This window comes from Micromonospora sp. NPDC050397 (genome assembly GCF_044901685.1).
Taxonomy (GTDB): Bacteria; Actinomycetota; Actinomycetes; order Mycobacteriales; family Micromonosporaceae; genus Micromonospora_G.
In genome coordinates this window covers 77,865-91,571 of the sequence record NZ_JBJDPS010000017.1, presented here as the reverse complement: position 1 = coordinate 91,571, position 13,707 = coordinate 77,865, and the positions used below count along the sequence as shown (strand labels likewise).

The following is a 13,707-nucleotide window of genomic DNA, read 5'->3' as shown; positions in this document are numbered from 1 at the left end:
CGGTGGGACCTGCGCAAACGGAATCTGCGGGACTGATTCCGCAGTCAGGCTGCCAGTCCGGGGAGCGATACTCGCCCCCTTAGCGGCCCGTCTTGGCACCCGGTCAGCCGAACCGCATCACCCGATCGACGGTCATGGAAGGTCGGCCCACCTGGGACCGCGCCACTATAGCGGCACCGGTCCGTCCGATCAGGACAGTCGGAGGACCACTGAGCCACGACTCAAACTACTCACCGTGTTGCTGTTGACATGTTTCCGTGATGTCGGTTACCCCGAACCGCTCGGCCCCGAAACTTCGAAACCGCCCCGACCTCGGGTTTTGTGTATCCGACCGCGCGGACCAGCGTCACTGCCGGCCGCGCCGAATCACCGTGGCTCGCCCCATGCATCCACGTATGACGATTGTCCGGCGGTGGTCCCGCACCGCCGAAAATGGTGCCGTCCAAGAATTACCGGAACGCTTCCCGCCTGGCTGTCGGTTCGCCGACCGCCGGGGGCGGCCGACCGGGTCGACTTAACGACCGGTCAGCCGCCCACATCGGCCGATCAACCACCGTGGGTCGAGTGCCCGCTCAGGAGACCGGGTGGAAGATGATCGCCGTACCGTTGACCAGGGTGGGCTGGTCGAAGGAGTGCTGGACGGCGGCCGTACCGGCGGGATTCTCGACGCCGACCGTGGCTCCGCCACCCAGCTCGGCCGGCTTGGTGGTGGCCAGGTCGGCGTAGTTGAACGCGATCTCACCGTTGGCCGAGAGGATCGCCTCGACCGTGATCCGGGCCGAGGACGAGCCGTACATCCCGATGTTGCGCCACTCCACCACGAACTTCCGGTCCGCCCCGAAGCCGATCTCGGCGGTCCGGACCGTGGTGTCCGCCCGGATCACCAGGTCGTCCCAGAACGGGTAGATCGCGGCGTTCGGCGTGGCCGCGCCCGGCACCGCCGTGTTGATCGGTTGGGCGTCGCCGGGGTCGAGGAACGAGAGGAAACCGTTGCTGGAGATCCAGGCCGAGTCGTAGCCCTGGCCGTAGAAGGGGAACGTGAACGGCAGGGCCACCTGCGCCAACGACTCGTCCCCGGTCAACGGCACCAGCTCACCCTCGGCCGGGACGAACGCCCGGGGCTCGGTTGTCTTGGCATAACCCGGCTCCTCGGACGGGGGCAGGGTCAGCGCGAGGTTCGCGGTGTGCGTGCCACCGGCGGTGACGGTGGCCTCGGCCGAGCCGGTGAGCAGCCCGCCGAGCGCCGAACCGGTGACGGTGTAGCCGCCGGGCGTCACCGCGTTGAGGCTGTACGACCCGTCCAGGCCGGTCGTCGCGGTCCGGCCGCCCGGCGAGAGGGTGACCGTCGCCCCGACCACCGGCAGCCCGGTCGCCAGCGCCGTCACCACACCGGAGAGGGAACCGGTGGTCGGTGGCGGGGTGCCGCCGGGCGGGGTGAAGACCACCGAGGTGCCGTTGCGCAGCGCGGGCTGGTCGGTGGAGTAGCCCAGCGCCACCGCGCCCGTACCGTCCTCGATCCCCACCGTGGCCGAGTCGCCCTGCTCCCGACCGTTGCCGGCCAGGTCGGCGTAGCTGAAGGTGATCTCACCCTGCTCGCTGAGCACCGCCGCGAACGTGACCCGGGCCGACGAGGAGCCGTACAACCCGCTGTTGCGCCACTCCACCACGAACCGCCGGTTCGGCGCGGTGCCGACCACGTCGGTCCGTACGGTCGAGTCCGCGCGCTGGACGAGGTCGTCCCAGAACGGGTAGATCGCCGCGTTCGGCAGCTCGGCGCCGGGTATCGCCCCGTTGATCGGAGCCGCCGACGCCGGGTCGGTGAAGGAGAGGAAGCCGTTCGTGGAGATCCAGGCGGTGCCGTGCGTCTCGCCGTACAACGGGAAGCCGAACGGCAGGTTCACCTGCGCGACCCCCTCGTCGCCGGTGAGCGGCAGCACCGCCCCGTCGGCGGGCACGAACGGCCGCTCGGTGGTGGCGGCGCAGGTGTAGCCGAAGCTGTCGGAGCAGCCGGCGGTGCTGGTGTAGGTCGCCGTGTAGGTGGTCGGCGCCTCCGGCGCGGTGATCACGTGTGTCGCCGCACCCCCGTCGGACCAGCTCGCGAACGTGTGCGTGCTGGCGTTCGCGCTCTGCGGGCTGGGCGCGCTCACCGTGTTGGTCGAACCGACGATCACCGTACGGGTGAACGGCGTCGTCCCGGCGGTCGGCCCGACGCTGAGCTGGAGCCCGGCCGGGTCACTGGCGAAGGTCAGGTCGACCGTTCGCGGGTCCAACCGCCGGACCACCGTGTGCGACAGCCCGTCCGCGTCCCGCGCGGTCAGCTCCAGCTCCAGGTACGACGGGTACTCGTGGTCCGGTGCGACGAACGAGCCGGAGCCCACCCCGGTCCACTCCTGGAGCTGGTGGGTGTGGCAGTTGCCGACCGACTCGCAGTGCTCCATCCGCAGCCGCCAGGTCAACCCGCTCGCCGGCAGCGAGCCCTGCTGCGGGTCGCTGGCGTGCCCGCTGAAGCTGAGCGTGTCACCGACCTTCCAGGTGGTGCCGGCGACCGGGGCGTCGACCACCGCGGTCGGCGCGGTGTTGCCCGGTTGGACGGTGATGGTGGTGCTGGCGGAGACGCCGAGCGTGTCCGTCACGGTCAGTCGCGCCGTGTACGTGCCACCGGCGGCGTACGTGAAGCTCGCGGTCGGTGTGGTCGCGTCGACCGTGCCGTCGTCGGTGAAGTCCCACTTGTAGGTCAGTCGGCCCTCGTCCGCCGGGTCGGGGTCGGTCGAGCCGGTGCCGTCGAAGTCGACCGTCAACGGGGCGGTGCCGGTGGTCGGCTCGGCGTCGATCGACGCGGTCGGCGGCTGGTTGCCCGGGAAGTACCGGATCCGCCGGACCGTACCGCCGCCGAGGTCGACGTAGTAGAGCTCGGCGCCCGGCCCGACGGCGAGGTCGGTCGGGTTCGACGCGGCCTGGCCGAACGCCTGGATGTTGCCCGGACTCGGCAGCCCGCCGGGGGTGGTCGGGCGCACCGCGTAGATGCAGTTGCGCGAGTAGTCCGCGAAGAAGAGCGCACCGGCGTACGACGCCGGGTAGTTACCGCCGCTGGTCGGGTAGAACGCCAGCCCGGAGACGGCGTCCCCACCGGCCGAGCAGACCTCCCCGGGCACCACCTCGGCGCTGTGGTTGTACGTGAAGTACGGCGAGGTCTGGCCGGCGCCGCTGTAGAGCGTCTCGCAGAGGGTCAGGTTGGCGTTGTCGTAGCTCGACATCCGCCCCGCGCCCTCGTAACAGGGCCAGCCGAAGTTGGTCACGCCGCCGGTCGGGTTGGCCAACCGGTCGATCTCCTCCCAGACGTTCCAGCCCACGTCGCCGAGCCACACCTCGTTGGTGCCGGGACGCATGGTGAACCGGAACGGGTTCCGCAGGCCCTGCCCGACGATCCGGCGGGCGTTCAGGTCGGAGGAGCCGATCAGCGGGTTGCCCGGGGCGGCGGCGCCGGTGGCCGGGTTGAGCCGGATCACCGTACCGTCGAGCCCGGTCGGGTCCCCGGTGGTCCGTACGTCCTGGGAGCGCAGCGCGCCGCCCTGGGCCGACGGCGGGTTCATCGACCCGCCCGGCGGGTCGCCGCACGGGTTGTTGGGATTGCCGAGCTGGCCGTAGTCGACCGCGCTGAAGCTGGCGCCGTCACCGGCGCTGGCGTACAGCATGCCGTCGGCACCGAAGCGCAGGTCACCGACCGAGTGGCTGGGGTACTGCTGGCACCAGTCCTGGATCAGCACCTGCTCGGCGCCGGTCATCACGTTGCCGTTGGCCTGGAGCCGGGAGAGCCGGCCGGTCACCACGCACCGGCCGTTGTTGGCGTCGCCGCAGGTGTCGTTCCAGACCGGTGCGGTCCGGCCGGGCGGCGCGTCGTAGGTGTACAGCACGTACACCCACGGTGTGGTCGGGAAGTCGGGCGGCAGCGCCAGCCCGAGCAGGCCCCGGTCCCACTGGTTGTGCACGTTTGTCGAGAGGTCGGCGAAGACCGTCGGGGTGGGGTCGGCCAGGTCGTCGAAGACCTTGATCCGCCCGCCCTTCTCCGCCACGAACACCCGCCCGTCCGGGGCGAACTCGATGTTGGTCGGCTGGGAGAGACCGCTGTACACGATCTGCTCCTGGAACCCGCTGGGCAGCGTGACCGCCTCCGCCACGGTCGCCCGCAGCGGGGCCAGCACGCTGCCCAACAGGATCCCGGCCATGGTCACACGCATGATTCGACGCAGGCGCGTCATCGCACCCCTTCCCCACACCCCCACCGGGGTACGCGTGCCGCGTACCGCGCGCCACCGCCCGGTGCCAGCCGGCCGATCGCAGGCACAGGGTAGCCATCTCATCAACATTTACAAATGCCCCCGACTGACCTCGGACTGAACCCCACTGATCGGCCCTTTCGCGGCTCCGGACGTTTCAGCAGGCCGGGCCGGACAGGCTCGTGGAACTGCCAGTCAGGACGCAGGCCGTACGTACTGATGAAGTCCGGATGAACGCATGAAAGAGCAATCGGCCGATCGGCCTCCGCCTTGTAATTAAGTCGACATCACTCGCGAATCGCCGCTGCTTGCCCATCCCGCGTCGGTAAGGAAATGTCTTCGTAGAACAATGTCCCGGTACCCGGGAACCCTTCCGGTCGCGGCGCCCACGCGCCGCGATCTTCCATCGAAAACACTGTCCGAGCTGCGCGGATCGGAGTTGGGGATGGCCAGCCGACGTCCACATGTCGTCATCGTCGTGGTCAACCTGCCCGTCGAACGGGACCGCCGGGTGATCCGGGAATGCCTGGCACTGGAAGCCGCCGGCTACCGGGTCACCGTGATCTGCCCACGCGGCCCGGGGCGGCTGACCATGCTGCCCGGAACCGTCGACACCGCGATCCGGTCGTTCCCGCAACCACTCGCCGGCTCCGGGGTCCTCTCCTTCGCCGCCGAGTTCGCCTGGGCTCTGGTCGCGGTCACCACCCGGCTGCTTGGGATCATGCTGCGCGGCCGGGTCGACGCGGTGCAGGCGTGCAACCCGCCGGACGTCTTCTGGGTGGTCGCGCTCCTGATGCGGGCGCTCGGCCGCCCCTTCGTCTTCGACCACCACGATCTCAGCCCCGAGTTGTACGAGTGCAAGACAGATCGTCCGCGACCGGCCGTACTGCGCGTTCTGCGACTGTTCGAGAAACTCTCCTGGCGCTGCGCCTCGGCCGTGGTCTCCACCAACGAGTCGTACCGTGAACTGGCCATCTCCCGGGGCGGCTGCGATCCGGAACGGGTGGTGGTGGTCCGCAATGGACCCACACTGGCCGAAGTGGGACCGTCCAGGACAGAACAGGTCGGAACAGTTTCGGACTCACCGGAAACAAATCGGCAGACAATCGTTTACCTCGGCGTCATCAATCCGCAGGACCACGTCGACGCCGCGGTCCTGGCCGCCGAGCGCCTGGTCGGTCTGCGCGGCGGCGAGGACTGGCGCCTCGTCGTGGCCGGTGACGGGGAGTGCCTCCCCGAACTGCGCGAGCTTGCCGAGCAACGGGGCATCACCGACGTCGTGACGTTCACCGGCTGGCTCGAGGGCGACGAGGTCGACTCACTCCTGCGGTCGGCGTCGATCGCCATCCAGCCGGACCCACCGACCCGAATGGCCGAACTTTCCACGATGGCGAAGACCGTGGAGTACGTCGCCCGAGGGCTGCCGGTGGTCGCGGTCGACCTGCTGGAGACGCGACGTACCGCCGAGGACGCGGCCAGCTACGTGCCGAACGGCACCCCGGACGAGTTGGCCAAGGCGCTCGACCAGCTTCTCGGCGACGAGGCGGCGCGCAGCGCGATGAGCGTGGTGGCCCGGCGACGGTTCACCGAGCGACTAGCCTGGGACCACCAGGCCAAGGCGTACATCCGGCTCTGGGATCGACTGCTCCGGCGTGAACCAGGCGGTTACAACTCGGTTTCGGACGAAACCGGGACGGATGCCGCACGTCGGTCCAGCCCCCAGCATGGTACGAAAGAGGCGGTCCCGTGAGCCCGGACCGATCTCGCCACATCTCTGCCGCATCCGTTCGCGCACCTAAAGGGGTCGATCGATGGACCTTCTCGACCTGCTGAAACTCATGTTTCGGCGATGGTATGTCACGACGCCGGTCGTGGTCCTGACCCTCGCCGCCGCGTTCACGCTCGGTGCCGCGATCCAACCCGAATACAAGACCTCGGCGGCGGTCCTGCTGGTGCCGCCGACCACCAGCCCGGCCGCGCCCGCGCCGAACGCCAGCCCGCAACCGGGCAACCCGTGGCTGCGGGTCGGCGAGAACGCGATGGCCCAGGCCGTCCAGATCTCCATCTCCGCGCACGACGCCCGGGTCAAGGTGCAGGCGGCCGGCGGCAACACCGAGTACGAGGTCGGGCTGGTCAACCGCAGTCCCATCCTGACCATCGAGGTGACCGCCGCCAGCCACGGCGAGGCACTGGCCACGGTCACGTCGGTGACGAAGCTGATCGGCGAGGAGGTCGCCGGCAAGCAGGCCGAGTACAAGCCGAAGGCCGGCGAGCAGATCACCACGCAGGTGCTCGACCCGGGCCTGAACATCGTCCAGTCCCGGTCGAACGTACTCCGGGCCCAGATCGTGGTGGTCGCCATCGGCCTGCTGCTCGCCGCCGCCGCCGCGGTCGGATACGACGCGATCGTCCGTCGCCGCGACCGGGCCAAGCTGGCCGACCGGCACGGCGCCCGCACGTCGATGGCGTGGAACGCCGGGCAGGCGACGGTCGGTGGTGCCCGCCGGCCGATTCCCGGCCCGAAGGGGAGCGCCGACTCCGGCGACGCGACCCAGGTGGTCGGCAACCTCGGCGGCCCGACCGGGACCGGCCCGGCCTCCGGCACCGGCGAGCGGGCCGGCACCGCACCGCCGCAGATCTCGGCGGACTTCGTCCGCGCGCCGCAGTCCGACGACACGATCCTGCTCACCGCGGTCCGCCGTCCCGCCGACGACACGGGCAAATAGCCACGCCGCGATGACGTACCGACGGAGCGGATGACGTGCCCACCTACCTATCCTCGCGACGATCCGCCACCGTGTACGACGGGATCACTCCCGCCGTACGCCACTTCCCGGACGCCACCGCCGTACTGATCGCGTCGGTACTGCTGGCGTACCTGCTCCCCGCGCGGCTGATCTTCCCGCCGCTGACCACGCTCGGCCGGCCGGGCGTGATCGTCGGCTTCTTCCTGATCGTCTGGTGGAGCCTGACCCGCCTGCACCCGACCCTGGTCACCCGTGGTCAGCAGCCGATGCGCTGGGCACTGGCGCTCTACCTGGCCACCATCGGCGTGTCGTACATCGCCGGTGAGGCCCGGGGCATGTCGGTGCTGGAGGCGAACAGCGCGGACCGGACCATCCTGATGGCGTTGGCCGGGGCCGGTGTGATGCTCGCGGCGGCCGACGGGGTCCTCACCCGGGAACGGATCGACCACGTGCTCCGGGCGCTGGCCTGGGGCTCGACGGTGATGGCGCTCTTCGCGCTGGCCCAGTTCATCCTCCGGGTGGACTTCACCACCTACCTGAAGCTGCCGCCACTGCTGACGTTCCAGAAGGACCTGATCGGCTTCGACGCGCGCGGTGGCGGCGGGCTGGTCCGGGTCGCCGGCACCGCCGGGCACTACATCGAGTTCAGCGTGCTGATGGTGATCGGCCTGGTGGTCGCGATCCACTACGCCCGCTTCTCGGACAACCGGCGTGGGCGGCAGATCTACGGCGCCCTGGCGATGATCCAGGCGGCGGTCATCCCGATCTCGCTCTCCCGGACCGGGGTGCTCGCGCTCGCCGCCGCGATCCTGCTCTTCATCCTGGTCTGGCCGTTGCGGACCACGTTCAACGTACTGGTGATCGGGTTCTTCCTCGCCGCGCTGATCCAGGTCGGCAAGCCGGGGCTGCTGGCCACCCTGCGGGCGCTGCTCTTCGCCGGGGAGAACGACCCGAGCGTGCAGGGACGGCTGGAGGACTACGCGTTTGTCGCGCCGTACATCAAGGAACGGCCCTGGTTCGGTCGCGGTGTCGGCACCTGGTTGCCCGAGTTGTACCAGTTGCTGGACAACCAGTGGCTGGTCACCCTGGTCAGCACCGGCATCGTCGGGGTGGCCGGGCTGGCCCTCTTCTTCCTGGTGGGCATCGTGGTCGCCGGCCGGGTCCGCCGGTTCGCGGCCAGCGAACGGGACCGCGACCTGGCCGCCGTACTGGCGGTGACGATCGGCGTGGCGGCGGTCTCCGCCTTCACCTTCGACGCGCTCTACTTCACCACCTACTTCATCACGGTGCACCTGCTGCTCGGCCTCGCCGGCGCGCTGTGGCGACTGACCCGGGCCGAGCGGATCAACAGCGGGGCGTCATGACCGAGCGAACCACCGAGGTGTACGCGTGACCGGTATCGACATTCTCATGATCACGTACGACCGGCCGGAGTACGTGCGGCTCTCCCTGCCGCACCTGCTCGCCACCTGCCCGCCGGACGCCCGGGTCTGGCTCTGGCACAACGGCACCGACCAGGCCACCCTCGACGCCGTCGAGGAGCTGCGCGACCACCCGAGAGTGCACCGGTTCCACCACAGCGTCGTCAACGCCGGCCTGCGCGAGCCCACCAACTGGCTCTGGCAGGAGGCGACCGGGGACTACCTCAGCAAGGTGGACGACGACTGCCTGCCCGACCCCACCTGGCTCGGCACGCTGCGCCAGGCCCACGACGACGTGACCGAGTTCGGCGTGATCGGCACCTGGCGGTTCCCGGACGAGGACGTCGACGACGAACTCGTCGCCGCCAAGCTGGCCGACTACCCGAACGGGCACCGGCTGATGCGCAACCACTGGGTGCAGGGCAGCGGCTACCTGCTCAAACGGGAGGTGGTCCGCCAGGTCGGCCCCCTGACCGAGCAGGACACCTTCACCACATGGTGCCTGCGCGCGGCGCGACTCGGCTGGGTCAACGGGTGGTACCACCCGTTCCTGCCCGAGGACCACATGGACGACCCGCGCAGCCCGCACACCATCTACCTGACCGACGCGGACTTCATGGCCCGCCGCCCTCTCTCGGCGAAGCGGACCGGGGTCACCACCGTGGCCGAGTGGACCGAGCAGATGCGGCACTCGGCCCGGGTGGTCCAGGCCGCCTCGCTCGACCTTCGGGAGTACCAGGGCTGGCGGCGCCGACGGCGTACCGTCACGCGCCGGATCCGGCTCGCCCTGACCGGGCGGGCACCCTGGTGACCAGCGTGGTGATCGCCGCGCACAACGAGGCGGCGGTGCTTCCCGGGTGCCTGCACCGGCTGCTCGACGGCGCCGGGCCGGACGAGTTCGAGGTGCTCGTCGTCGCCAACGGCTGCACCGACGACACCGCCGAGGTGGCCCGGTCGGTCCCCGGCGTACGCGTGCTCGAACTCGCCGAGGCGTCCAAGTCGGCGGCGTTGAACGCGGGTGACGACGCGGCCACCCGGTTCCCCCGGATCTACCTCGACGCGGACATCAACCTCTCCGCGACCGGCGCCCGGACGCTCGCCGCGGCGGTGGTCGGTTCCCCGCCCGGCCCGGCTGGCGGGCTGCTCGCCGCCGCGCCGGGCCGCCGGCTGGACACCACCGGCCGTCCCCTTCCGGTACGCGCCTACTACGCGATCAACTCGCGCCTGCCGGCCTTCCGGGACGCGCTCTTCGGCCGGGGCGCGATCGTGCTCTCGGCCGCCGGCCGGGCCCGGTTCGACCGGTTCCCCGACCAGATCGCGGATGATCTCTTCCTCGACTCGCTCTTCGAGATCGGCGAGAAGCGGGAGGTCGGCCAGGTCACCACCGTGATCGCCACGCCCCGGCTGACCCGGGACCTGCTCCGCCGGCTCGGCCGGGTGCGCACCGGCAACACCGCGATGCGCGCCACCGACACCCGGGTACGCCGGGCCCGCCGGGCGTCCTGGCTGGTCGACGTCGTGCTGCCCCGGCCGTGGCTGCTGCCGGCCGGGATCTGCTACGCGGTGCTCACCATCGCGGCCGGCATCTCGGCCCGCCGAAACAGGCAGCAGACCTGGGGCCGGGACGAGTCGAGCCGTACCCCGGCGGAAGGAGCGTCCCGATGACCCCGTCGGTCAGCGTCGTGATCGTCTCGTACCAGACCCGGGACCTGATCCAGCGCGCCCTCTCCGCCCTGCGTACGGCGAGCCCGAGCGGGTCGTACGAGGTGATCGTGGTCGACAACGCCTCCACTGACGGCTCGGCCGACGCGGTCGAGACGGAGTTCCCCGAGGCGCGGGTGGTACGGCTGGCCCGCAACGTCGGGTTCGGCCGGGCGGTGAACGTCGGCGCGGCCCGGGCCCGGGGCACCTGGATCATGCTCCTCAATCCGGACACCGAACCGGTCGGCGACGTGGTCGGCGAGTTCGTCGAATACGCGCGGGCGAACCCGGAGCACCGGGTCTACACCGGGCGGACCCTGCGCGCCGACCACACCGACGACGGGCGGTCGGCGTTCGCACTCCCCTCGCTCTGGGGCTACGTCTGTTTCGCCACCGGGCTCTCCACCGTGTTCCGCCGCTCCCGGCTGTTCAACCCGGAGGAACTGCCCGGCCTGGACCGGTCGGTGCCGGCTTCGGTGCCGGCGGCGTCGGGGTGCCTGCTGCTGTTGCAGCGGTCGCTCTTCGCGGAGTTGGGCGGCTTCCTGCCCGACTACTTCATGTACAGCGAGGACATCGACCTGTGCCACCGGGCCGCCGGACTCGGGGCGTCGCCGGTGCTGGTGCCCGGGGCCCGGGTGGTGCACGTCGGCGGCGCGTCGTCGACCGGGGTGGGCAAGCGGGTGATGCTGCTCCGGGGCAAGACGACGTACCTGCGGCTGCGTTGGCCCCGGCGGCGAGCGGCGGCCGGTCGGGCCCTGCTCGCCGCCGGGGTGGCGGCCCGCGCGGCCGGCGCCCGGCTGACCGGCCGGGCCGGTTACTGGCGTGAGGTCTGGGCCGAGCGCCGGACCTGGCTGGCCGGTTGGCCGCCGGCGGCGGAGCTGCCGACGGTGGAGGTGGTCGAGTCGCCCCGCCCCGAGGCCGCACCCCGGCCGGCGGGCGCCACCCGGCCGGCGCAGAGCCCGGCCTGAGGACGGATCGGCCTCAGCCGGCGGCGGGGTCCTGGTCGACCCGGCGCAGCCCGGCCGGCGGCTCGCCGAAGGCGGCGACCGTACGGTCGGCGTACGCGCTGGCGTCACCGGTCGTCATCGGACCGTCCCAGGTGGACGGTAGCGGCACCGGCACGGCCGGGTTGACCCGACGGACCACCTCGTCGAGCACGGTCTCGGCGTCGCCGACCCAGAGGTGCTTGGCGCCGGGCACACCGACCACCTCGGCCTGGCCGATGGCGGCGAACCGCTGACCGGCCTCGTCCGGCCGGAGGTAGTCGTCGAACTCCGGCACCAGCGCGGTCACCGGCTTGCCCGAGCCGGCCCAGACGGTCAGGTCCTCCGGCGTCGAGAAGCGCAGCGGCGGGGAGAGCAGGATCGCGCCGGTCACGCCCGGGTCGCAGCCGTACTTGAGGATCAGGTCGGTGCCGAAGGACCAGCCGAGCAGCCAGATGTCCGGCAGTTCGGCGAACTCGGCGTACTCGATCGCGGCGGCCACGTCGAACCGTTCGGCGACGCCGTTGCCGAACTCGCCCTCGCTGGTGCCCCGCACGCTGCTGGTGCCCCGGGTGTTGAACCGGAGCACGGCCAGGTCGGCCAGGGCGGGCAACCGCCAGGCCGCCTTGCGCAGCACGTGGCTGTCCATCATCCCGCCGTGGGTGGGCAGCGGGTGCAGGCAGACCAGGGTGGCGACCGGGGGCCGGTCGGCCGGCAGGGCCAGCTCGCCGACCAGACGCAGGCCGTCGGCGGTGTGCAGTTCGATCTCCTCCCGCCGCGCGGGCAGGATGGACGACGCGCGAATCGCTGTGCTCACCGGACAAGTCTCGCTCGTACCGGTCCGTGGCGCCGGCCGGGACCGGTAAGGCGTGACAAAGATCCCCCGGATCGATCTGTTGGGTGGTTTGCCCGGTCAGCCGTACCGGGGGGCGCTACGCGAGCGCTGGATGTTGGGCGTACGCCGGTCGCGTGCCTTCCAGCAGCCGCTGTGCCAGTGCCGCCGGTCGGTCAGGTCCCCGCGTCCGTCGGCCGGCCACGCCACCAGGTGCGCCATGCCGGGCCGGATCTCCTGCTCACAGCCGGGGCAGCGGTACGTTTTGACCGCCGAGCCGGCGGTGATGGCCCGCACCTGCCAGTCCCCGTCCTGCCAGCTCTGCACTGCCTCCACGCCGCGTCGCGCCCGCTCGCCGTCCACTGGGGCGGCGTCGGTCGAGCGGGGGCGATTACGACGGGGACTCACGTTCAGAAGAATACGGCGTGACCCGGAGGAGCGGCAGTATGTACCCCTGCGCCCCGAATCCGTCACACGGTACGAATGTCAGATCACGGTCAGTAAGTTCCGGTTGTCCGCATAAACGCTCTAACGTCCGTGAACAGAGGTTCGGCTCTGCGGGGGCCGACCCGTGCGGCGAGGAGATCTTCATGTGGGGAAAGCGCGTGGCCGTGGTTGCCGTCGCGGCGACCGTGGCCGCTCTGGGTGCGGTGGCACCCGTTGCCTGGGCCGGGGGGCCAGGTGAGCCGATGTTCGGCGACCTGAACCGCGACGGGTTGGTCGACCAGGCCATCCTCGACAGCGCCCCGTCGGCCACCCGCGCCCCGGTGCTCGACTGCACGGTCGCCGTACGTCTGGGCAAGTCCGGGGGCGGTTACCTGCCGCCGACGGAGTACCCGTACCTCACCCTCGACGGGGCGGAGGCCAACTGCCCCGACCTGGGGGTGGCGGTCGACCTGGGTGGGGACAACGACCTCGAACTCGTCCTGGCCTGGTTCGCCGGACGCCCGCACCCGGTCGAACACGACCTGCTGGTGCTGGAGAACTTCAAACCGTCCGCCGGCTTCGACGCGATCTTCCAGCCCAGCTTCATGGGGCTGGCCGACTTCAACGGCGACGGCCGGCAGGACGTCTACCAGTGGACTGACCAGGGCAACGGCTTCGCCACCTACCTGAACACCACGGTCGGCGGGCTGACCCCGGGGCCGATCGCCTGGTGCTCCGGACGGCCGCAGTACCAACTCGCCGACTTCAACGGCAACGGGGCGACGGACGTGGTCATCGCGTACGTCGAGGGTTGCGCCGAATACTTCTCCGGCGTGGTGGCGATCCGCGACGACGGGATGGCCTGGCACCTCCAGGGCGACCCGTACGGCGACCATCTCTGGACGGTCAGGGTGCAGCACGTCAACTCCGACCGCGTCCCGGACGTGGTCACCAAGGACACCGCCACCGGTGAACTCACCTACTTCGTCGGCAACGGCGACGGCAGCTTCGTCAAGACGCCGAAGGCGGTGGCGGACCGGGTCACCGTGAGCCGGACCAAGAAGACGAGCATCCCGGTGATCACGAACGACGCCGCCAGCAAGCAGGCGAAGATCACCATCATCACCCCGCCGAGGTACGGCACCGTACGGGTCACCAGTGACCGCAGTGTGGTCTTCACGCCGAGCGGCAAGCCCGGCAAGACCGACCGCTTTGTCTACCGGCTGACCGACCACGGCCGCAGTTCCGAGGCCGGGGTGTCGCTGCGGATCGGCTGACCCGGCCCCGGTTCCGGGGGGGGGTACGGGGTGCCTGGCCCCGTAC

At 70.9% G+C, this 13,707-nt stretch carries 10 protein-coding genes; 7 read left to right on the top strand and 3 right to left on the bottom strand.

Annotation, left to right across the window (positions count from 1 at the left end; all coding sequences use genetic code 11):
* Positions 1-572: 572 nt before the first annotated feature.
* Complete coding sequence (locus tag ACI2K4_RS31790) at positions 573-4,235, bottom strand: PQQ-dependent sugar dehydrogenase (protein ID WP_404516628.1); 3,663 nt, start codon at positions 4,233-4,235, stop codon at positions 573-575.
* Between the two features lie 484 nt (positions 4,236-4,719).
* Here ACI2K4_RS31790 and ACI2K4_RS31785 point away from each other — a divergent pair, with 484 nt between their 5' ends.
* The 6 genes from ACI2K4_RS31785 (at position 4,720) to ACI2K4_RS31760 (ending at position 11,111) form a co-directional block, all read left to right on the top strand.
* Entirely contained in the window at positions 4,720-6,024 is a 1,305-nt protein-coding gene (locus ACI2K4_RS31785; RefSeq protein WP_404516626.1) for a glycosyltransferase family 4 protein, read from the top strand.
* A gap of 61 nt (positions 6,025-6,085) precedes the next feature.
* On the top strand, positions 6,086-7,000 hold the full coding sequence (locus ACI2K4_RS31780; RefSeq protein ID WP_404516624.1) for a hypothetical protein: 915 nt from the start codon (positions 6,086-6,088) through the stop codon (positions 6,998-7,000).
* A gap of 35 nt (positions 7,001-7,035) precedes the next feature.
* The gene (locus ACI2K4_RS31775) at positions 7,036-8,385 is read left to right on the top strand and encodes an O-antigen ligase family protein (protein ID WP_404516622.1); all 1,350 of its coding nucleotides are present in this window, start codon (positions 7,036-7,038) and stop codon (positions 8,383-8,385) included.
* A 25-nt stretch (positions 8,386-8,410) separates the two neighbouring features.
* Complete coding sequence (locus ACI2K4_RS31770; protein ID WP_404516620.1) at positions 8,411-9,253, top strand: glycosyltransferase family 2 protein; 843 nt, start codon at positions 8,411-8,413, stop codon at positions 9,251-9,253.
* The gene (locus ACI2K4_RS31765) at positions 9,250-10,107 is read left to right on the top strand and encodes a glycosyltransferase family 2 protein (protein WP_404516618.1); all 858 of its coding nucleotides are present in this window, start codon (positions 9,250-9,252) and stop codon (positions 10,105-10,107) included. Before ACI2K4_RS31770 ends, ACI2K4_RS31765 begins: the two co-directional genes overlap by 4 nt.
* Positions 10,104-11,111: a glycosyltransferase family 2 protein gene (locus ACI2K4_RS31760; protein ID WP_404516616.1), complete on the top strand. Its 1,008-nt coding sequence runs from the start codon at positions 10,104-10,106 to the stop codon at positions 11,109-11,111. Before ACI2K4_RS31765 ends, ACI2K4_RS31760 begins: the two co-directional genes overlap by 4 nt.
* Before the next feature lie 13 nt (positions 11,112-11,124).
* Here ACI2K4_RS31760 and ACI2K4_RS31755 read toward each other — a convergent pair whose 3' ends face one another.
* Together ACI2K4_RS31755 and ACI2K4_RS31750 are read right to left on the bottom strand one after the other, a co-directional pair.
* Positions 11,125-11,943 carry an alpha/beta hydrolase gene (locus ACI2K4_RS31755; protein ID WP_404516614.1) on the bottom strand — a complete coding sequence of 273 codons (819 nt, stop codon included), beginning with the start codon at positions 11,941-11,943 and terminating at the stop codon, positions 11,125-11,127.
* A gap of 96 nt (positions 11,944-12,039) precedes the next feature.
* Positions 12,040-12,366, bottom strand: a complete 327-nt coding sequence (locus ACI2K4_RS31750) for a hypothetical protein (protein WP_404516612.1) — start codon at positions 12,364-12,366, stop codon at positions 12,040-12,042.
* A gap of 182 nt (positions 12,367-12,548) precedes the next feature.
* On the opposite strand from ACI2K4_RS31750, the gene ACI2K4_RS31745 reads away from it, so the two are divergent.
* The gene (locus ACI2K4_RS31745; protein WP_404516610.1) at positions 12,549-13,661 is read left to right on the top strand and encodes an FG-GAP-like repeat-containing protein; all 1,113 of its coding nucleotides are present in this window, start codon (positions 12,549-12,551) and stop codon (positions 13,659-13,661) included.
* Positions 13,662-13,707: the final 46 nt, after the last annotated feature.

Coding starts and splice junctions, on each gene's coding strand:
- ACI2K4_RS31790 (WP_404516628.1), bottom strand. CDS start 4,235: ATGCGTGTGACCATGGCCGGGATCCTGTTGGGCAGCGTGCTGGCCCCG.
- ACI2K4_RS31785 (WP_404516626.1), top strand. CDS start 4,720: ATGGCCAGCCGACGTCCACATGTCGTCATCGTCGTGGTCAACCTGCCC.
- ACI2K4_RS31780 (WP_404516624.1), top strand. CDS start 6,086: ATGGACCTTCTCGACCTGCTGAAACTCATGTTTCGGCGATGGTATGTC.
- ACI2K4_RS31760 (WP_404516616.1), top strand. CDS start 10,104: ATGACCCCGTCGGTCAGCGTCGTGATCGTCTCGTACCAGACCCGGGAC.
- ACI2K4_RS31745 (WP_404516610.1), top strand. CDS start 12,549: ATGTGGGGAAAGCGCGTGGCCGTGGTTGCCGTCGCGGCGACCGTGGCC.